At 62.6% G+C, this 18,562-nt stretch carries 19 protein-coding genes; 10 read left to right on the top strand and 9 right to left on the bottom strand.

Translation table 11 applies throughout. The annotated features are described in order from the left end of the window. Positions 1–14 precede the first annotated feature (14 nt). Positions 15–464, bottom strand: coding sequence for an SsrA-binding protein SmpB (gene smpB, locus ACHAC9_RS02920; protein WP_435756950.1), 450 nt, complete (start codon positions 462–464; stop codon positions 15–17). 98 nt (positions 465–562) lie between these two features. On the opposite strand from smpB, the gene ACHAC9_RS02915 reads away from it, so the two are divergent. From ACHAC9_RS02915 to ACHAC9_RS02905, 3 genes are all read left to right on the top strand, one after another. Continuing rightward, positions 563–994 carry a type II toxin-antitoxin system RatA family toxin gene (locus tag ACHAC9_RS02915; protein WP_435756948.1) on the top strand — a complete coding sequence of 144 codons (432 nt, stop codon included), beginning with the start codon at positions 563–565 and terminating at the stop codon, positions 992–994. Next, positions 987–1,295: an RnfH family protein gene (locus ACHAC9_RS02910; protein WP_435756946.1), complete on the top strand. Its 309-nt coding sequence runs from the start codon at positions 987–989 to the stop codon at positions 1,293–1,295. The genes ACHAC9_RS02915 and ACHAC9_RS02910 overlap by 8 nt, the downstream gene beginning before the upstream one ends. 90 nt (positions 1,296–1,385) lie before the next feature. Next, complete coding sequence (locus ACHAC9_RS02905; RefSeq protein ID WP_435756944.1) at positions 1,386–2,582, top strand: diguanylate cyclase; 1,197 nt, start codon at positions 1,386–1,388, stop codon at positions 2,580–2,582. 7 nt (positions 2,583–2,589) lie between these two features. Here ACHAC9_RS02905 and ACHAC9_RS02900 read toward each other — a convergent pair whose 3' ends face one another. Continuing rightward, on the bottom strand, positions 2,590–3,198 hold the full coding sequence (locus tag ACHAC9_RS02900) for a DUF4114 domain-containing protein (protein ID WP_435756942.1): 609 nt from the start codon (positions 3,196–3,198) through the stop codon (positions 2,590–2,592). Positions 3,199–3,334: 136 nt separating this feature from the next. Continuing rightward, positions 3,335–3,838 (bottom strand): DUF4124 domain-containing protein, encoded by a 504-nt coding sequence (locus ACHAC9_RS02895; protein WP_435756940.1) that lies wholly within the window; start codon positions 3,836–3,838, stop codon positions 3,335–3,337. A gap of 153 nt (positions 3,839–3,991) precedes the next feature. Between ACHAC9_RS02895 and guaB the strand changes: the two genes are divergently transcribed. Then, the gene (guaB, locus tag ACHAC9_RS02890; protein WP_435756938.1) at positions 3,992–5,452 is read left to right on the top strand and encodes an IMP dehydrogenase; all 1,461 of its coding nucleotides are present in this window, start codon (positions 3,992–3,994) and stop codon (positions 5,450–5,452) included. Positions 5,453–5,552: 100 nt separating this feature from the next. Further along, entirely contained in the window at positions 5,553–7,163 is a 1,611-nt protein-coding gene (gene guaA / locus ACHAC9_RS02885) for a glutamine-hydrolyzing GMP synthase (RefSeq protein ID WP_435756936.1), read from the top strand. A gap of 303 nt (positions 7,164–7,466) precedes the next feature. Here the strand turns inward: guaA and ACHAC9_RS02880 are convergent, their stop codons facing one another. Beyond that, complete coding sequence (locus ACHAC9_RS02880; protein ID WP_435756934.1) at positions 7,467–8,015, bottom strand: TetR family transcriptional regulator; 549 nt, start codon at positions 8,013–8,015, stop codon at positions 7,467–7,469. 123 nt (positions 8,016–8,138) lie between these two features. Here ACHAC9_RS02880 and ACHAC9_RS02875 point away from each other — a divergent pair, with 123 nt between their 5' ends. From ACHAC9_RS02875 to ACHAC9_RS02860, 4 genes are all read left to right on the top strand, one after another. After that, positions 8,139–8,858 (top strand): epimerase, encoded by a 720-nt coding sequence (locus ACHAC9_RS02875; RefSeq protein ID WP_435756932.1) that lies wholly within the window; start codon positions 8,139–8,141, stop codon positions 8,856–8,858. Next, positions 8,846–9,916, top strand: a complete 1,071-nt coding sequence (locus tag ACHAC9_RS02870; RefSeq protein WP_435756930.1) for an MBL fold metallo-hydrolase — start codon at positions 8,846–8,848, stop codon at positions 9,914–9,916. Before ACHAC9_RS02875 ends, ACHAC9_RS02870 begins: the two co-directional genes overlap by 13 nt. Before the next feature lie 18 nt (positions 9,917–9,934). Next, the gene (locus ACHAC9_RS02865) at positions 9,935–10,138 is read left to right on the top strand and encodes a hypothetical protein (RefSeq protein WP_435756929.1); all 204 of its coding nucleotides are present in this window, start codon (positions 9,935–9,937) and stop codon (positions 10,136–10,138) included. A 454-nt stretch (positions 10,139–10,592) separates the two neighbouring features. Beyond that, on the top strand, positions 10,593–12,824 hold the full coding sequence (locus ACHAC9_RS02860; protein ID WP_435756927.1) for a molybdopterin-dependent oxidoreductase: 2,232 nt from the start codon (positions 10,593–10,595) through the stop codon (positions 12,822–12,824). Between the two features lie 7 nt (positions 12,825–12,831). Here the strand turns inward: ACHAC9_RS02860 and ACHAC9_RS02855 are convergent, their stop codons facing one another. From ACHAC9_RS02855 to udk, 5 genes are all read right to left on the bottom strand, one after another. Further along, positions 12,832–13,713 carry a bile acid:sodium symporter family protein gene (locus tag ACHAC9_RS02855; protein ID WP_435756925.1) on the bottom strand — a complete coding sequence of 294 codons (882 nt, stop codon included), beginning with the start codon at positions 13,711–13,713 and terminating at the stop codon, positions 12,832–12,834. Between the two features lie 33 nt (positions 13,714–13,746). Beyond that, a complete protein-coding gene (locus ACHAC9_RS02850) occupies positions 13,747–14,505 on the bottom strand; it encodes a class II aldolase/adducin family protein (protein ID WP_435756923.1) in 759 nt (252 codons plus the stop codon). Between the two features lie 24 nt (positions 14,506–14,529). Continuing rightward, positions 14,530–14,946, bottom strand: a complete 417-nt coding sequence (locus tag ACHAC9_RS02845; RefSeq protein WP_435756920.1) for a hypothetical protein — start codon at positions 14,944–14,946, stop codon at positions 14,530–14,532. A 94-nt stretch (positions 14,947–15,040) separates the two neighbouring features. Continuing rightward, positions 15,041–15,493, bottom strand: a complete 453-nt coding sequence (locus ACHAC9_RS02840) for a hypothetical protein (protein WP_435756918.1) — start codon at positions 15,491–15,493, stop codon at positions 15,041–15,043. Positions 15,494–15,580: 87 nt separating this feature from the next. Beyond that, positions 15,581–16,222, bottom strand: a complete 642-nt coding sequence (udk, locus tag ACHAC9_RS02835; RefSeq protein WP_435756916.1) for a uridine kinase — start codon at positions 16,220–16,222, stop codon at positions 15,581–15,583. A 150-nt stretch (positions 16,223–16,372) separates the two neighbouring features. On the opposite strand from udk, the gene ACHAC9_RS02830 reads away from it, so the two are divergent. Then, positions 16,373–18,496, top strand: a complete 2,124-nt coding sequence (locus ACHAC9_RS02830) for an FUSC family membrane protein (protein WP_435756914.1) — start codon at positions 16,373–16,375, stop codon at positions 18,494–18,496. Positions 18,497–18,562 lie beyond the last annotated feature (66 nt).

Raw genomic sequence — 18,562 nt, 5'->3', positions numbered from 1 at the left:
CGGCGCGGTCGCAATCAGCGCTTGTTCGTCTTCATCGCCGCCTGCACCTCGCGCTTGGCATCCCGGTCCTTCTCGGTCGCGCGCTTGTCGTGCTGCTTCTTGCCCTTGGCGAGGCCCACTTCGCACTTCACGCGCCCGCCCTTGAAGTGGAGGTTGAGCGGCACGAGCGTATAGCCCGAGCGCTCGACCTTGCCGCGCAGCTTGTCGATTTCGGCGCGATGCAACAGTAACTTGCGCGTGCGCAGGGCTTCAGGGTGACTGAACGAGGAGGCGGTGGAGAGCGCACTGACGTGGCAACCGAACAGGAACAGCTCGTCGCCACGCACGACGACGTAGGCTTCCTTGATGTTGACGCGTCCGTCGCGAATGGCTTTGACTTCCCAGCCCTCGAGCACAATCCCCGCTTCGTAGCGGTCCTCGATGAAGTAATCAAAAAATGCTTTTTTATTGTCAGCGATGCTCATGAAATAGCGAAAATCCCCGGGTCGGTTAAACTATAGCTGTCGCGCCCGGGAAGGGCGCAGATTGCAACTTGTCCAACATCATAACAAACGGTTGACCAATGGAAGTAGTGCACAAATCAGTTTTCTTGGGCTATAGCGCCGAACAGATGTTCGATCTGGTGGCGAAAGTGGAAGATTATCCGAAGTTCCTCCCCTGGTGCGGCGGCGTCAAAGTGATCGAGCGCGGCGAGGACAAGCTGATGGCTAGCCTGGCCATCAATTTCCATGGCGTGAAGCAAAGCTTTACCACCTCGAACCACAACATGCGCCCGACGCAGATGAAGATGCACCTGGTCGACGGTCCGTTCAAAGTGTTGGAAGGCACCTGGAACTTCAAGGCACTGCGCGCCGATGCCTGCAAGATCGATTTCGACATGCATTACGAATTCTCCAGCATTATCCTCGAACAGCTGGTCGGACCGGTGTTCGGCATGATCGCCAACAGCATGGTCGATTCCTTCTGCAAGCGCGCCGAGACGGTGTATGGCTGAGAAGCTGGAGGTCGTCGTCTGTTATGCGACGCCAATGCAGGAATTTCTGTTTCCCCTCGCGGTCGCGCCAGGCACGACGGTCGGCCAGGCGATTGAAGCGAGTGGTGTCCTCGCCGCCTTCCCGGAGATCAACCTGGTGACCCAGCCGGTCGGCATCTTTGCCAAAAAGAAGACGCTCGACACGGTCTTGCGCGCGCGCGACCGCATCGAGCTCTACCGCCCGCTGGTGGCCGATCCCAAGGATTCGCGCCGCAAACGCGCCGCCAAAAAAGACGCCTCCGCGTCCAGGCCGGCCACCTGAGACACCATCTGTCGTTACAGCGTTCTTACTGAAACTGTACTGCAGGGCATTCTTTGCTAACATGGGCTCGCTGCCATCCGCCATGCCCCGATGCCCATTGCCCTGATTCTCCTGTTGGTCACGACCGCTTTGTCGGTGGTCATGCTGTTCGTGCTGACCTCGCTTATCGACAGCAAGGTGGCCGGCGTGCGCGAATGGGCGCAGGCGAACGGCATCGCGGTCCTGGGCCTGTTGCTGTTCGCTGCGCGCGGCGTCGTGCCCGACGTCCTGTCGATCGAGGTGGCGAACGGCCTGCTGCTGGTCACGATTGCGCTGATGTACCTGGGCTTTCGGCGCCACCTGTCCCTGCCCGTGTCGACGCTGCCGCTGGTTCTGGGTGGCGTGCTGGCCCTCGGCGGCGTCGCCGTCTTTCACTACCTCATCGACTCGGTCCCGCTGCGCATTGTGAGCGTGTCGATCTATCACGCCGCGGTATGTTTCGGCATCGCCGCCAGCATCGGGCACAGCGTCGAGCCACGCCTGCGCTACCCGTTCGGCTTCACCTGTGCGGCCGCCTTCGTGCTGGGCGCGGCCCATGCCTTCCGCGGCGCTTTTTATGCGGTGCAAAGCTGGGCGCCTTCCGCATCCGACGATGCCGCGGCCTGGAACCTGGCCTTCGTGGCCCTCGGCACGCTCGCGCTGCCGGCGGTGACGCTGGGTGCGGTGATGATGGCCAATGCCAAGGTGCTCTTCGAGACCGCCTACGCCGCCGACCACGACCACCTCACCGGCGCCTGGTCGCGCCGGGCATTTTTCAGGTTTGCCGAGCACGAGCACGCACGTGCTGAGCGCAAGGGAGGCCCGCTGTCGCTGCTGGTGTTCGATGCCGACCATTTCAAGCGCATCAACGACACCCATGGCCATGCAACGGGCGACCGGGTGTTGCGCGCCATGGTGGCGCAGGCACAGGAAATCATTCGCAAGATCGATTATTGCGCCCGGACGGGAGGCGAGGAATTTGCCGTGCTGCTGCCCGACGCCAACCTCCAGACGGCGCTGGACGTCGCGGCGCGCCTGCGCACCGCGCTCGACAGTGCGCTGCACCAGGCGCCGTCGACCATTCGGATCGGCTATACGGTGAGTATCGGGGTGGCGACGCTGGCGCGGGACGAAACACTCGTCGACCTGATGGCGCGGGCCGACGCCGCGCTGTATGCCGCCAAGGCCGGCGGGCGCAATCGGGTGGTCAGTGCGCCGGTGCCGGCGCGCGTCGAGCGCACCGGCGGGCGCAGTGAGAGCAGGTTCTGAACGAGGTTCAGGCCTTGCGTGCGCGCTTCGCGCGGCGGCTCATGCCCAGGCCCGCAACGCCGGCCAGGAGCAGGGCGATCGATGCCGGTTCAGGCACATCGGTCGCGTTGGCCACATTCACGAACACGAAATTTTCGTCGTTGTAGTCGAAGTCGCCGCCATTGCGCAGGTCCTCGAATCCGACGGCGATACCGGCAGGAATCTCGCCGTCGCCACCGTACGCGGCCGAATAGATGTGATTGAAGCCGTCGGAATTGAGCGAGCGGTCGGAGTAGAACGGGCCGACATCGGCCGGGTTCAGGTTGACAAGCTTGAACACCAGGCGGTCACCGGCGCTGACGAGGCCGAAGTTCAGCATCTGTCCGTACACGGAGGTTTGATTGTTGAGGCCGCGGATTCCGGTATCGACACCATTCACCAGCAAGGCGATTTCATTCATGTAGGAAGCATCGGAGCCGGCGAAATAGGCGACCACGTCGCCGGTCGCCGCCGCACGGAATTCATACTGCACATTACTCTCGGTGCCTTCATTGGCATAAGGAATAGGCGCGGCCTGGGCCGAGGCGGCGAAGGTGAAGGCGAGGGCAGCGGCGAGAGTTGTGGTCAAGTGTTTCATGAAATTTTCCATTTGGTAAGTAATGTGGCAGAATTAGCAATTACCGTGCCAGGAAAATTTATTTAATAGAAACAACAAGTTATTTGTGGCATTAAAAATTCCAAATCTCAGCTGTAAGGAATTCCGACACTTGAAACTAGAGGCATTCGCTCATCTGTTGGGCGATGCGTTCGCTGCGCGCCGTCCGTTCGGCGTCGCTCAGGTAACGCTGCTCGCCATCCGGGCCGATGTCGGCGATGCGGATGCCCGATTCGATCAGGCGCTTGTCCTTGCGTACGCCCTCGCAATACGCGGCCTGCGCGACCGCCCTTTGTGAGGCGAGCTGCGCTTTGCGTTCCGTTTCCTCGCGCTCCTTGGCGCGCTTGCGGTAGTCGGCATCGCGCTCGGCCAGCGTCGGCGGCGCCTTCGGCTTGACGGTATCGACGGCGGCCGCGGCTTGCGGCAAGTCCTGTGCCGGCGCGGGGCGACCGGGTGCTTTCAGGACCTTCGATGGCGGCGTGCCGGGCGGTGGCGGCTGGTCCGAGTACTGGCGCGTGCCGTTCGGGCCAATCCAGACGAACTGGGCCTGTGCGGCGCCGGCACAGCAGAACAAGAGCAGGGTGGCGAGCCGGGACAAGCGGGGGCGGAGAGCTGAAGACATGGTCGAAATATTTCCTGTGGTAACTAACTTAGGGATTCTCCACGATTCACCAGGGCTGTCAATGCGGGAAAAGCGAATGGTCTTTTTTTGGCGACGTGCGACGGGGTTCGCTGCATTCTGTATAATTCGCTTTTGCGCCTATAGGAAAATGCTATGCGTTTACTTCAAAAAGCACTCACGTTCGATGATGTGCTGCTCGTCCCGGCCTACTCCAACGTTCTTCCGGCCGATACCTCCCTTCGCACCAAGCTGACCCGCAACATCACGCTCAATATCCCGCTGCTGTCGGCGGCGATGGATACCGTGACGGAAGCCCGTCTGGCGATCGCGATGGCGCAGGAGGGCGGCATCGGCATCATCCACAAGAACCTCGGTCCGAAGGACCAGGCGCGTGAAGTGGCGCGTGTAAAACGTTTCGAGGCCGGCGTGCTCCGCGACCCGATCATTGTGCCTCCAAGCATGAAAATCCGCGACGTCATCGCCCTCCAGCACCAGCACGGCTTCTCCGGCTTCCCCGTCGTTGAAGGCAAGCAGGTGGTCGGCATCATCACCAACCGCGACTTGCGTTTCGAAGAAGACCTCGACGCCGAGGCGCGCACCAAGATGACCCCGCGCGAAAAGCTGGTGTATGTGAACGAGGAAGCGAACACCGAAGAAGCCAAGCGCCTGATGAACAAGCACCGCCTCGAGCGCGTGCTGGTCGTTAACGACGAGTTCGAGCTGCGCGGCCTGATCACCGTGAAAGACATCATGAAGTCGCACGAGCACCCCTTCGCATCGAAGGATGCGCAGGGCAAGCTGCTCGTCGGGGCGGCGGTGGGCGTCAGCCAGCGCGACGAAGAGCGCATCGAGCTGCTCGTCGCCGCTGGCGTGGACGTGCTCGTGGTCGACACCGCCCACGGCCACTCGCAAGGCATTCTGGATCGCGTGAAGTGGATCAAGGACCGCTACCCGCACGTGGATGTCATTGGCGGCAACATCGCCACCGCCGCCGCCGCCCTGGCGCTGGTCGAACATGGGGCTGACGCCGTGAAAGTCGGTATCGGCCCTGGTTCCATCTGCACCACCCGTATCGTTGCCGGCGTCGGCGTGCCGCAAATCACCGCGATTTCGAACGTGGCCGAAGCACTCGCCGGCAGCGGCGTGCCCTGCATCGCCGACGGCGGCATCCGTTTCTCGGGCGACATTTCGAAGGCACTCGCAGCGGGCGCTTCGACCGTCATGATGGGCTCGATGTTTGCCGGCACCGAAGAAGCGCCGGGCGAAGTCATCCTGTACCAGGGCCGCAGCTACAAGTCCTACCGCGGCATGGGCAGCCTGGGCGCGATGGCCGAGGGCTCGGCCGACCGCTACTTCCAGGATGCGACGGCGAAAGCCGACAAGTTCGTACCGGAAGGCATCGAAGGCCGCGTCGCCTACAAAGGCAGCGTGCTTGCGATCATCTATCAACTGGTCGGCGGCGTGCGTCAGTCGATGGGTTACTGCGGCTGCGCGACCATCGACGAACTGCGCGAAAAGGCGGAATTCGTCGAGATCACCTCGGCCGGCATGCGCGAATCGCATGTCCACGACGTCCAGATCACCAAGGAAGCGCCGAACTACCGTTCGGAGTAAGTGAAAAGCGGCCGGAGACGGCCGCTTTTAGCATTTGCTTCTGTGGCTGACCTTGATCGGCCACCCGCGACCACAAAATTCTTATTTTTTGACTGCCTCAATGCACTCCAAAATCCTCATCCTCGACTTCGGCTCCCAGGTCACCCAACTCATCGCCCGCCGCGTGCGCGACGCCGGCGTCTTCTCCGAAGTCTTCCCGTATGACGTCAGTGACGACTTCGTGCGTGCCTACGGCGCCTCCGGCGTCATCCTCTCCGGCAGCCATAATTCGACCCTGGAAGGCGACTCGCCACGCGCCCCGCAAGCCGTGTTCGAACTCGGCGTCCCGGTGCTGGGCATCTGCTACGGCATGCAAACCATGGCCGCCCAGCTCGGCGGTAAAGTGGAAAACGGCAAGCTGCGCGAATTCGGCTACGCCGAAGTGCGCGCCCGCGGCCACACCAAACTGCTGAACGGCATCAACGACTTCATCACCGATGAAGGCCACGGCATGCTCAAAGTCTGGATGAGCCACGGCGACAAGGTGCTCGACATGCCGGAAGGGTTCAAGCTGATGGGCAGCACCGATTCCTGCCCCGTCGCCGCCATGGCCGACGAAGAGCGCGGTTTCTACGCGCTGCAGTTCCATCCCGAAGTCACGCACACGACGCAAGGCGAAGCCATCATCGGCCGCTTTGTGCACGACATCTGCGGCTGCAAATCCGACTGGAACATGCCGGACTACATCGGCGAAGCGGTCGAAAAAATCCGCGCGCATGTCGGCACGGATGACGTCATCCTGGGTCTCTCGGGCGGCGTCGATTCGAGCGTCGCCGCAGCCCTGATCCACCGCGCGATCGGCGACCAGCTGACCTGCGTCTTCGTCGATCATGGACTCTTGCGCAAGGACGAGGGCAAGATGGTGATGAACATGTTCGCCAAGAACCTGGGCGTCAAGGTCATCCGCATCGACGCCGAAGACCAGTTCCTCGGCCACCTGGCCGGCGTGAACGACCCGGAACAAAAGCGCAAGATCATCGGCCGCGAATTCGTCGAAGTGTTCCAGGTCGAAGCCGGCAAGCTGACGAACGCGAAATGGCTGGCGCAAGGCACGATCTACCCGGACGTGATCGAATCGGCCGGCAAGGGCAAGAAGGGCCAGACCATCAAGAGCCACCACAACGTGGGCGGCCTGCCGGAAACGCTGAACCTCCAATTGCTGGAACCGCTGCGCGAACTGTTCAAGGACGAAGTGCGCAAACTCGGCGTCGCCCTCGGCTTGCCGCACGACATGGTCTACCGCCATCCGTTCCCGGGCCCGGGCCTGGGCGTGCGCATCCTGGGTGAAGTCAAGAAGGAATTCGCCGACCTGCTGCGCGAAGCCGACGCCATCTTTATCGAAGAACTGCGCAACACCCCGTTCGAACTGCCGCCGGTGGCCGGCATCGATGCCGGCAAAGCGCCGGTGAACTGGTACGAAGCGACGAGCCAGGCGTTTGCCGTGTTCCTGCCGGTGAAGTCGGTGGGCGTGATGGGTGACGGCCGTACTTACGAGTACGTGGTCGCCCTGCGCGCGGTGCAGACGCTGGACTTCATGACGGCGCAGTGGGCGCATTTGCCGCACACGCTGCTGGGCAAGGTGTCGAACCGGATCATCAATGAAGTGCGCGGGATTAATCGCGTTGTTTATGATATTTCGGGGAAGCCGCCGGCGACGATTGAGTGGGAGTGACCGGAGTCCTCTAAGCAACTGATTTTGAAATGAAAACTGAAAGCCGTTGATCATTCCGAGTGAATGGTCAACGGCTTTCGTCATCGTTCAAGGCGTCAGCTCGTGCATGCCCGAGAGATTTTGTGCCCAGAATTATGGCTTAGGAGTCTACAATTGTCGTGGCGATCCACTGCGGTTTTATATAGCGATGCGCGCCTGGTATGCGCGCATGCGGGAGCGGCCAGCGTCAACGCCTGGCAGCGCATCGTATAAGACACCAAAGCTGCCCGATTGCCTTGACCGGCTGCCGTACGCGCCTTTCAGTCAAGGTGCGACCAAGCGCCGCACCGCTTCCACCAGGGACGCGCGCAGCGCGCTGCGTTCGCAGGAATCGAGACTGCAATAGTCGATCTGGGTCGACGCCAGGCGGTTGACGAAACCGAGCAGCTGTTCAGCCGGGATGGCGTCCGTGATGACGCCGGCCTGCTGCGCGGCGCGCACCTTCTCGCGCTTGTCGGTACGGGCCGCGAGCATGGCCTCGCTCATCTGCTTGGGGTCGCCCTGTTCGAGCTGCATCCAGTTCCACAGGCGCAGCACCTCGGGATTATCGCCATACCAGTCGAAGACGCGCCCCGCATAGCCCGCCAGGTCGTTGGCGTCGACTGGCACTTCGGACACCGCGCGCGCCACGATCGCGTCCAGCACCGCTTCGAACAAGCCATCCTTGCTGCCGAAATAGCCATAAATCGACTGCTTGTTGCAGCCTGCTGCGTCCGCGATACGGTCGACGCGCGCCCCGGCAATGCCGTAGGCGGCAAACTCCGCCGTCGCGGCCTCGAGCAGGCGGCGCCTGGTCTCTTCGGGGTTTCTCATTTTCGCTCCGGTTTGACTCAAAAATAAACCAACTAGTTGGTTGACAACCTGGGGATTGCAGCCTACAGTATATCAACCAACTAGTTAGTTGGAAAGCGGTACACGTTTAATTTGGAGAGCGGCATGAAGATTCTGGTGTTTGGAGCGAGTGGGATGGTGGGACAGGGCGCGCTGCGCGAAAGTCTGCTGGCACCCGACGTCACCGAGGTGATCGTCGTCGTGCGCCAGGCGCTGGCGCCGAACCACCCGAAACTGCGCCAGATCGTCGTCGATGACCTGCTCGACCTGAGCTTGCACCGCGCCCAGCTGAAAGACGTGAGCGGCTGTTTCTTCTGCATCGGCGCCAGCTCCGCCGGCATGTCCGCCGAGGCGTACAAGAAGTTCACGTACGGCTTGACGCTGGCGGTGGCCAACAAGCTGCTCGCCATGAATGAGCGCATGGTCTTTGTTTACGTGTCCGGCGCCGGCGCCGACAGTACGGAGCGCAACGGGCGCATGTGGGCCCGGGTGCGCGGACAGACCGAAAACGCGATCCTGCGCCTGCCGTTCGCCAACAGCTTCATCCTGCGCCCGGCCCTGATTCAGCCGCTGCACGGCGCGCGCTCGAAGACCCGTTCCTACCGCGTGCTGTACCGCATCCTCGCTCCCGTGCTGCCGCTGCTGCGCTGGATTGCGCCCGGCGCGGTGCTGAGCACGCAGTTACTGGGCGAAGCGATGCTTGGCCTATTGCGCCGCGGCGCATCGGTGCGGGTGCTCGAGTCGAGCGACATCCGCGCGCTCGTCCTGCAGAGCCCGCAGAGGTATGGAGCGCAGTGCGAAGGCGCCGGACCATGCGTCCCCTGATCGTCGCCATCCTGAGCGGCCTGTTGCTGGGTGTGTCCGTGTTCGCGGCGACCTCGGCGTCCGGCACCAGGCACGCGTCGCCCCAGTTCCGCGAGGGCCAGTTCCACAACGCCGACCCGATGCCCGAGCACAGTGCCACCGAAATGGCGCGCCTCATATGGGACTTCATGTTCAACGCACCCGAGGGCACCGTGCCCGCGGGCGCGATACCGGTTCGGGCCATGACCAGGAGTGCGCTCCTGGCCGCACCCGACAACACGCTGTACCGCCTCGGGCACTCGAGCACCCTGATCAAGCTCGGGGGCGAGTTCTACCTGCTCGACCCGGTCTTCTCGAAACGCGCCTCGCCCGTGCAATGGGCCGGCCCGGCGCGCTTCCATGAGGCGCCGATCAGCATCGAGGAACTGCCGCCGATCAAGGGGGTCTTCATCTCACACGACCACTACGATCACCTCGACCACGCCACCATCAAGGCGCTGGCGAAAAAGACGCAGTTCTTCCTCACGCCGCTCGGCGTCGGCGAGCGCCTGGTCGACTGGGGCGTGGATGCGGCGAAGGTGCAGCAGTTCGACTGGTGGGAGGGCGGCGAAATCGACGGCCTGCGCTTCGTGGCCACGCCCGCCAAACACTTCTCGGGACGCAGCCTTACCGACGGCAACGCCACCCTGTGGGCTTCGTGGGTCTTCATGCATGGCGACGTGCGCCTGTTCTACAGCGGCGACAGCGGATACTTTGGCGGCTTCAAGGAGATCGGCGCCAAGTATGGGCCGTTCGACGTGGCCATCATCGAAAACGGCGCCTACGATAAGCAGTGGCCGGACGTCCACATGCAGCCCGAGGAAACCCTGCAGGCGTTTGCGGACGTCAAGGGCGCCTGGCTGCTGCCGGTCCACAACGGGACCTTCGATCTCGGCCTGCACCGATGGCAGGCGCCGTTCGAGCGCATCGCGGCCCTGGCCGCACAGCAGCGCGTCTCGCTGACGACACCGCAGATAGGCGAAGCCGTCAGCCTCAAACAACCGCAGGCCGGACAGCCTTGGTGGCGCGGCGTAAAGTAAATCCTCAGGAGTCTGCGCATGAGACCAGGACAGCACGAAGACCGCACCGAGTCGACACATGCGGCGGCCCTTTGTCCGGAGCCACTCGACTACCAGGCGGCCGTGGCCGAATTCGACCTGCTTTGGGAAACCTGCGCCGGCTGCCGCCAACCAGGGCGAATGCGCCAGCTGTTAAAGATAATCGACGCGCTCGAAGGCGCGCCGGCCGCGCGCACCGGGTAGCTGGCGGCGTGCGCCGATTATGGCGCCACCTTGATCACGAGCAATCCCGACGGAGACCCTGTCAAAGGCTGTATTATTCCCCATCTGAGGGTCCGAACCTATACGCGAGCCTGCCATGGTACGGCGCGTGGTATCGATCAGCGGTATTGATGAGATCTCCCGCACAATCAATGGGTTGGCTCAGCCGTTGATCATCGAGTGCGAGTGATCATATTTCAGGTTGCGCGTTCCAAAGATTTTTGAAAAGCCTCGAGTTCGGGGCTTTTTTACATGGAGGCATTTCATAACCAACGCTTCCGACACAAAAACACGCTACTTCGTTGCGTGGCAGGCTATGAGGAATAGCCGCCGCGGCTGCCGGCAATTATCCTAGCCTCCGCTAGCTGCTTGACAGCCGCGCCACCCCTGACCCACAATCGCACGACCGTTCGGTTTTCCTTTTAAAAGGGTCGCCATGACAAGTTCGACCGCAGTCGCCCACCGTATCTGCCCCTTCTGCGAGGCCAGTTGCGGTCTTGAACTGGACTTGGAGCAGGGCCGCGTCGTCCGCATTCGCGGCGATAAAAACGATGTGTTCTCAAAGGGCTTCCTGTGCCCCAAGGCAATCGGCCTCAAGGACCTGCACGACGACCCCGACCGCTTGCGCCTACCCCTTATCAAGCGTGACGGCAAGTTCGTCGAAGCCAGCTGGGACGAGGCCTATGCGGAGATCGAGCGGCGCCTCCCCGCCATTATCGCGGCTGGCGGGCCGGACGCGGTGGCGACAGTGCTGGGCAACCCGGTCTCGCACAAGATGAGCCTGATGCTCTACTTCCCGCGTTTGGCCAAGGCACTGGGCACCCGCAACATGTTCTCGGCATCGAGCGTGGACCAGGTACCCAAGATGCTTTCGGTCGGTCTCATGTTCGGCAGCTGGCTGTCGGTTCCCGTCCCCGATATCGAACGTTGCGATTTTTTGCTGATCCTCGGCGCCAACCCGATGGTGTCGAACGGCAGCTTGTGGACCGTGCCTGACTTCCGCGGCAAGGCCAGGGCATTGCGCGCGCGCGGCGGCAAGATCGTCGTGGTGGACCCGCGCCGCACCGAGACCGCCGGGGTGGCCGATGCCCACCACTTCATTCGTCCCGGCGCCGATGTCTTTTTCCTGCTCGGCATGGTGCAAGCGCTATTCGAAGAAGCTCTGGTGCGGCCCGGCCGGCTGGCCGGGCACTGCAATGGGTTTGAGGAGCTTGCCGCGGCCGTTAGGGACTACGCGCCCGAACGCGTTGCCGCGCGCTGTGGCATCGATGCCTCCACCATCCGCAGCCTGGCCCGTACGCTCGCCGCCACACCGCGCGCGGCCATCTACGGCCGCATCGGCACGTGCACCCAGCAGTTCGGCACCTTGTGCTCCTGGCTGATCGATGTGATCAATGTATTGACCGGCCACCTGGACCAGGAGGGCGGCGCCATGTTTCCCAAGGCCGCGGCATTCGGCGCCAACACGCGCGGCAAGCCGGGCGTCGGTCGCGGGGTCGTCAGCGGCCGCCATCGCTCGCGCGTCTCGAGCGCGGTAGAGGTGGCGGGCGAGTTGCCGATCACCTGCCTGGCCGAAGAAATCGATACGCCCGGCCCGGGACAGATCAAGGCGCTGATCGCGATCGCCGGCAACCCGGTGCTCTCGGCTCCCAACGGCCCGCGTTTGGCCGCCGCGCTGGACAAGCTGGAGTTCATGGTCAGCCTCGACATCTACCTCAACGAAACGTCGCGCCACGCCGACGTGATCCTGCCCGGGCCGTCGCCGCTGGAGGACGCGCACTACGACGTCACCTTCACCCAGTTCTCGCACCATAATCACGCGCGCTACAGCCCGCCGGTGCTGGCCCGCCAGCCAGGTGAGCCCGATGAATGGGAGAGCCTGCTGCGCATCGCCGCGATCGCGAAAGGGCAGGGCGCCAGGGCCGACATCGAGGCGTTTGACGACGCCGCTTTGGCGCAGGAGCTGGACAAGGCGTTTGGTCCGGCCGCCGGGCTGGTCTCGGCGGCGCTGGCCCCGCAGCGCGGGCCGGAGCGTTTGCTCGACCTGGCGCTGCGCACCGGCCCTTATGGCGACGGGTTCGGCCGGGTGCCCGGCGGGCTCACGCTGGATAGAATCAGGCACGCCCCGTCCGGCATCGACCTGGGACCGATGACCCAGCGGATTCCGGAAGCCTTACGCACGCCGTCCGGCAAGATCGAACTTGCCCCGCCCATGTTGCTGGATGACTTGGCGCGTGTGGCGCTTGAGCTGGCCGCGCCCGAACCGGATCTCGTGATCGTCGGCAGGCGCCAGCTGCGCTCGAACAACAGCTGGATGCACAACCTGCCGGTGCTGGCCAAGGGCGCCTACCGCTGCACGGCGCTGGTTCATCCGATCGACGCCGCCCGGCTCGGCCTGCTTGATGGCGGCATGGCGCAGATCCGTAACGGCGCGCGGCGCATCGACGTACAGGTGGAAGTGAGCGACGAGATGATGCCTGGCGTGGTCAGCCTGCCCCATGGCTGGGGCCATGACCTGGCCGGCACCCGTCTCGGCGTGGCGGCCGAGCGGCCCGGTGTCAACCTGAACGCCCTGTTTGATGAGAACCTGCGCGACCCATTGTCGGGTAACGCAGTCCTGTCCGGCGTGGCGGTCGAGATGGCGCCGCTGGCAAGCGCCATCTCCTGAATCGACATCAGGCCCGCGCCGCAACCGCGGCCGGCTGCCTTCCCAATACAAGAAAACCGAAGGCCGTGGCCAGCACGTACATGCTGACGGAGTAGATCGCCGCCGGTACCATCAGCTGGAAGTCGCCCAGCACCGATACCGCGACAAAAATCGCCAGCGTCGAGTTATGGATGCCGATTTCGTAGCCGATCGCTATCGCATTCGGCTTGTCCAGCCCGACGAGACGCGGTACGTAGTAACCCAGTCCCAGGCTGATGGCGTTGAAGGCAATGACGGCTAATCCGATCGAGGCGAACGAGGAGCTCAAAGCGGTCCACTCCTTGGCGATGGCGATCAGTGCCAGCGCGGCCAGCACCACCATCGAAAAGCGTTTCATGGGTTTTTCCGAGCGAGCGGCGAAAGCCGGCGCACGGCTTTTCACGAACATGCCAATCACCACCGGCACCAGCACGATCGCGATCACCTCGATCACTTTTCCCGTTTGCATTGGCACAACCTGGCCAGTTCGGGCAAAGCTGTTGATCGCAAAGTTGCCGATCAGGGGCAGGCTGACGATCGATAGCACCGTATTAATGGCCGTCAGCGAAATATTCATTGCAACGTTGCCGCCGAAAAGATGGCTGTACAAGTTCGCCGATACGCCGCCCGGTGAGGCAGCGAGCAGCATCAGGCCAACGGCAAATACCGGCGACACGTCCAGCGCCACAATCAGGCCGTAACAGATCGCAGGCAGCACCAATGCCTGCAACACAAGTGCCAGCACCACCGGTTTGGGATGCCCGAGCAGCCGGCGAAAGTCGGCAAGGGTGAGCGACAGGCCCAGTCCAAACATGATCAGGGCGAGTGCGCCGATCAGCAGGGTCGGCAACAGCGTGATAAAACTGTTCATGCATGTTTCCTTATCGTTTGTATTCAGGATGGCTTACGTCAGGTAGCTCTCGTCGACGCGGTTGAGCTTGCGTATCAGCGCAGGCCAGGCGAATGCCCCACCCAGTCCCGACGTTTGGGCCCTGAGCGATTCGGCGGCGCTGCCCAGGATTTCTGGTGCAATCATTCGCAATTCGCCGCCGCCCGCCTGTGCTGCCAGCTGGATCTGGCACGCGTTTTCGAATGTGTACATCGAAAGAAAGGCGTCGGCGATGCTGGAGCCGACCGTCAGCAAGCCGTGGTTGCGCAACATGAGGAAATTGGCCATGCCCAGGTCGTCCTGCAAGCGCGGCTTTTCAGCGTCATGCAGCGCGACGCCTTCGTAGTCGTGATACGCCAGCGAGGCGAGAACGAACATCGATTGCTGGGATATCGGCAACACGCCATTGCGCTGGGCGCTGACTCCCACCCCGGCGCGGGTATGGGTATGAATCACGCATTGGGCGTTGTCACGCACGGCGTGAATGGCACTGTGGATGACGAAACCGGCGCGGTTGACCGGCAGGGGCGACTCGGAAAGCTTGTTGCCGTCCTGGTCGACCTTGATCAGGGACGATGCGGTGATCTCATCGAACATCATTCCGTAGGGGTTGATCAGGAAGTGGTGCTCAGGCCCAGGGACCCGGGCGCTGATATGCGTAAAGATCAAATCGGTCCAGCCGTACATCGCAACGAGCCGGTAACAGGCGGCCAGATCGCATCGTAGTTGCCACTCGTCGGCGCTGACCTGGTCTTTGATGGAGGGGATATTCATGACGGTTCCTTGGATGATGTGGGTTCAGGCCGGTTGTTCAGGTGGGTTGGCCCCGCGATAGAGACTGCGGCGCGGCTTTTCGAACACGCGGCGCAGCATTGGCTCGAATTCGGTGGGTGGGAGTGTTTCCGCATGCTTGTCGAATGCCGGCGCGTCATACAGGTCCCAGAATTCGACCGTGGTGCCATAGAAAGAATGGCCCGTGAATTGGTCGCGCATCTCGCGGTTCAAGCCCAGATGATGGAAGAAGTGATAGCCCTGGAATACGCTGTGGTTCTGCACCATCCAGTGATTGGCGTCGCTGACAAAAGGTTTCAAAATGGCCGCCTCCAAAATGCGGTCGGGCAGGCCTTTAGCAAAGGGCAAGAATTCCTGGCCGATCAGCTGCCAGTCTTCCCGGGTACTGTCCTTCATATCGCTGAAACTTGCGCGCAAGTTCATCGTTGTCGTCTCCTGTTTCCCGTTCTGGAACGAACCGCAGTGGTTCTCCGTCGATGGTATGACAGGTAGCGCTTTCAGGTTAAGGTTTTTTCATTCACGGGCGATTTACGCTTGGCCAAGTCGGCCGGATGTTCGCAATCTTGGCAAACGGTTTTCCGATCGCATATGGCACCGTCAGCACTAAATCGGTCGACGTGATGATGAACGGGATCGATATGAAGTGCGGCGCCGACAGCAGGATGCGTCGCTCGATCCTTTGCTTCGCGAGCAGCTGCTCAAAGACTTCCTGACTGCGTCGCTCTGCGCGGATCACGGCGTGGCCGATGCGCAGGAAGTCTCCCATCGATATGCGCTTGCCGCGGACCGGATGCTTTGCGTTGAGCAGGCTGATGAAGGAGTGGGTGAACAGGCGCTGCTGGAAGAAGTTGCGCGCCTCCCGGTCCGGGAGGTAGCCAATGGCGAGGTCAATCCCGCCGGCCTCGAGGAATACAGCGCGGGTTAAGCATGGCATTCGCGCACGCAAACGGAAACTGATGGACGCTTGCATTCGCCCCCGTCCGTGTAATGGAGTAGATCGAGGAATGCTGGCAAAAATAAACTAAGAAGACAATCGGGCCGCAAGCGGGCGATACGATCAAACCCGCTTCAACCGCCCAATAACGCTCGCCACCTTGGTCGTAATCACATCGACCGCCGGCCCATTCGCACCATGCGGCAAAATGACATCGGCGTTGCGCTTGGTCGGCTCGATGAATTGCTTGTGCATCGGCCGCACCGTTTCCAGGTACTGGTTGACGATGCTCTCGGTCGAACGGCCGCGGTCGGCGATATCCCGTTGCATGCGGCGGATGAAGCGCACATCCGGAGCGGTGTCGACAAAGATCTTCAGCGACATCATGTTGCACAAGTGCGCGTCATACAAGGCAAACAGGCCTTCGATGACGATAACCGGAGCTGGTTTGACAGGAATGGTCTTGGTCGAGCGGTTGTCGATCGTGAAGTCGTACTCCGGCATCTCGATCGCTTCGCCATTGCGCAAGGCCTGGACGTGCTGGATCAGCAGCGGCCAGTCAAAGGCCTGCGGATGGTCGTAATTCTGCCTGCGGCGCACTTCCGGGGTGAGATCGGACTGGTCGCGGTAGTAATCGTCCTGCATCACGACCGACACCATATCGGCGCCGAATGACGCCAGCACTTGCTGGGTCACCGTCGACTTGCCGCTGCCGCTGCCGCCGGCGACACCAATGATAAAGGGAGGGGAAAAAATCTCATTCATCCCCGAATGATACCGGAGCGGCAAGCGCACTGACAGGGCTGGTTGATCCGGAACGCCGCGCCCGATGGGCGCTCAGCTCACCTTGTTTTATAATCAACTCAACATTCCCTCCCGCATTGGCTCATCCACGAAAGCGAGCGACCCACCCCCATGCACTACGCCCTCGCTCCCCGGACCTTCCTCTTCAGCCACTATTTCTACACCGGCCTGCGCATCGCCACCGGCATCATTGGCCTGACCTACCTGGCCTACGTGGTCGCCGACCTCCCGACGGCGGTCGCCGTTGCCATGGGCGCCTTGTGCACCAGCCTGATGGACATGCCCAGCCCCTTGCGCCACAAGTTCAACGAGATGCTGGCAGGCGTGCTGCTGTGCTCGGTTGTGGCGCTGGTCGTCAGCCTGAGTTCGCGAGTGGAGTGGCTCCTGCTGGCGGTCATCGTGCTGGTCTCTTTCCTGGCCAGCATGATGGTGGTCTACGGCAGGAAGGCGATGCCGCTGCAATTTGCGGCCCTGTTCGTAATGATGCTGGCGAGCGAGGCGCCGGCCACGCCGCTGCAGGCGCTCCAGCACGCCGCACTGTTCTTTGCCGGCGGCGCCGGATACATGGCCTATGCCATGGTTGTCGTGTGGCGGCTGCGGCGCCGTCTCAAGCAGCAGGTGCTGGCCGAAGCGCTGTACGAACTGGCGGTCTATACCAACATCAAGGCGGGATGCTACGACCCGGCCACCAGCCTGCCGGCGCAGATGGAAAAGCTGGTGCGCGAGCAAAGCGTGCTGGCCGAACGCCAGCAAGCCTCGCGCGACCTGATCCTGCGTGGCAAGCCCGCGCCAGACGAGGCGATCCTGGTGCAGGTGCATTACGCCATGTTCGACCTGTACGAACTGGTCCTGTCGACCGACACCGACTATGGCGTGCTGCGCCAGCATTTTGCCGGCGGCACCACCTTGGCGCTGCTGGGCGACCTGATCGGGAAGGCTGCGCGCGACATCGAGGCAGTGGCGTACGCGATGACCCGTGATCAGCCGTCAACCTCCACGGTCGATTACGAGCATGCGCTGCGCGCCCTCGACGCCGTACTGCGCGAGCTGCCTTCGGGGGAGGACGAGGACTTCGATGCGCAGGCGGCGCTGCGCGCCACTGTCAACAAGATCAGCGAAGTGATCGCGATGATCGGGCAACTGCATGCTGCCAGCCAGGCGTCCCACAGCGCGCTGCCGATGATGTCCCGTTCGGACATGACGCCCTTCCTCACCCAGCAGCGCTACAGCGTCGGCATGCTGCTGGCGAACCTGCGCTGGAGTTCGCCGGTCTTTCGCTTCGCGCTGCGGGTGGCGATGGCGATTACAATCGGTCTCGTGTCGGCACGCTGGCTGCCGTATACCTCGCATGGCTACTGGACGGCGCTGACCATCGCCGTGATCCTGAAACCGAGCTTCAGCCTGACCAGCCAGCGCCGTGCCGACCGCCTGATCGGCACGCTGATCGGCTGCATGATTACCGCCGTGATCCTGCATTTTGTGCACACGCCCGCGCTGCTGATCGGTTTCATGTTCGTCGCGACCGTGGCGGCCTCGAGCTTTCTGGCGATCAAATACCGCTACACGGCGGTCGCCGCCAGCGTGCAGGCGCTGTTGCTGATTGGACTCACGGTGCCGCATGGGGGCAGCGGCATCACCGAGCGGCTGCTGGACACGCTGCTCGGGACCCTGATCGCCACCTTCTTCAGCTACGTGCTGCCGAGCTGGGAGTACCAGAACCTGCCGCGCCTGGTCGATGCGGTGTTGGAGGCCAACCGCAAGTACATCGATGCGGCCGCCGACTTGCTCTTGCGGCGTACGGACGACGACGTCCATTACCGGATCAGCCGCAAGCGTTTCATGGACAGCCTGGCGATGCTCAGCGGGGCGATCGGGCGCATGCTCGACGAACCGGCGGCGAAGCGGCGTGCGCCGGATGAACTGAACCGCTTTACCGTGCAGAATTATCTGCTGGCGGCCCACATGGCCTCGCTGCGCCTGCTGTTGCAGCGCTATGCGCAGAACCTGCCCGCGCGGGAGGTCGAGGCAGCGCTCGAGAGCATGTTTGCCGAGGTTAGGACCAGCCTGGGCGCGGCGCCTGGAGGTGGGCCAGCGCCGTCGCAAGGGCGGACGACCTGGATCGCGGAGTGGCCCGGCTGGGCGCCGCTGCAGCGACGGCTTCGGCTGCTGCAAGAGGATGCCGCGCAAGTGGCGCTGAGCAGGGCTGCCATCGGCGATGTTCTCGGCCCGAAATGAGGGCGGGAATGCGTTCGGGTTTTACAGGCTGCATGTTTTGCATAGGAGCCGGGGCTGAAACGACGG

The organism is Massilia sp. CMS3.1, assembly GCF_051262535.1.
Taxonomy (GTDB): Bacteria; Pseudomonadota; Gammaproteobacteria; order Burkholderiales; family Burkholderiaceae_D; genus Telluria.
The sequence above is the reverse complement of the archived record's forward strand: the minus strand, read 5'-3'. Positions and strand labels throughout refer to the sequence as shown.

Excerpts from the sequence above, each read along its gene's own strand:
- smpB (WP_435756950.1), bottom strand. The coding sequence starts at position 464 with ATGAGCATCGCTGACAATAAAAAAGCATTTTTTGATTACTTCATCGAG.
- ACHAC9_RS02915 (WP_435756948.1), top strand. The coding sequence starts at position 563 with ATGGAAGTAGTGCACAAATCAGTTTTCTTGGGCTATAGCGCCGAACAG.
- ACHAC9_RS02910 (WP_435756946.1), top strand. The coding sequence starts at position 987 with ATGGCTGAGAAGCTGGAGGTCGTCGTCTGTTATGCGACGCCAATGCAG.
- ACHAC9_RS02905 (WP_435756944.1), top strand. The coding sequence starts at position 1,386 with ATGCCCATTGCCCTGATTCTCCTGTTGGTCACGACCGCTTTGTCGGTG.
- ACHAC9_RS02900 (WP_435756942.1), bottom strand. The coding sequence starts at position 3,198 with ATGAAACACTTGACCACAACTCTCGCCGCTGCCCTCGCCTTCACCTTC.
- ACHAC9_RS02895 (WP_435756940.1), bottom strand. The coding sequence starts at position 3,838 with ATGTCTTCAGCTCTCCGCCCCCGCTTGTCCCGGCTCGCCACCCTGCTC.
- guaB (WP_435756938.1), top strand. The coding sequence starts at position 3,992 with ATGCGTTTACTTCAAAAAGCACTCACGTTCGATGATGTGCTGCTCGTC.
- guaA (WP_435756936.1), top strand. The coding sequence starts at position 5,553 with ATGCACTCCAAAATCCTCATCCTCGACTTCGGCTCCCAGGTCACCCAA.
- ACHAC9_RS02880 (WP_435756934.1), bottom strand. The coding sequence starts at position 8,015 with ATGAGAAACCCCGAAGAGACCAGGCGCCGCCTGCTCGAGGCCGCGACG.
- ACHAC9_RS02875 (WP_435756932.1), top strand. The coding sequence starts at position 8,139 with ATGAAGATTCTGGTGTTTGGAGCGAGTGGGATGGTGGGACAGGGCGCG.
- ACHAC9_RS02870 (WP_435756930.1), top strand. The coding sequence starts at position 8,846 with ATGCGTCCCCTGATCGTCGCCATCCTGAGCGGCCTGTTGCTGGGTGTG.
- ACHAC9_RS02865 (WP_435756929.1), top strand. The coding sequence starts at position 9,935 with ATGAGACCAGGACAGCACGAAGACCGCACCGAGTCGACACATGCGGCG.
- ACHAC9_RS02860 (WP_435756927.1), top strand. The coding sequence starts at position 10,593 with ATGACAAGTTCGACCGCAGTCGCCCACCGTATCTGCCCCTTCTGCGAG.
- ACHAC9_RS02855 (WP_435756925.1), bottom strand. The coding sequence starts at position 13,713 with ATGAACAGTTTTATCACGCTGTTGCCGACCCTGCTGATCGGCGCACTC.
- ACHAC9_RS02850 (WP_435756923.1), bottom strand. The coding sequence starts at position 14,505 with ATGAATATCCCCTCCATCAAAGACCAGGTCAGCGCCGACGAGTGGCAA.
- ACHAC9_RS02845 (WP_435756920.1), bottom strand. The coding sequence starts at position 14,946 with ATGAACTTGCGCGCAAGTTTCAGCGATATGAAGGACAGTACCCGGGAA.
- ACHAC9_RS02840 (WP_435756918.1), bottom strand. The coding sequence starts at position 15,493 with ATGCAAGCGTCCATCAGTTTCCGTTTGCGTGCGCGAATGCCATGCTTA.
- udk (WP_435756916.1), bottom strand. The coding sequence starts at position 16,222 with ATGAATGAGATTTTTTCCCCTCCCTTTATCATTGGTGTCGCCGGCGGC.
- ACHAC9_RS02830 (WP_435756914.1), top strand. The coding sequence starts at position 16,373 with ATGCACTACGCCCTCGCTCCCCGGACCTTCCTCTTCAGCCACTATTTC.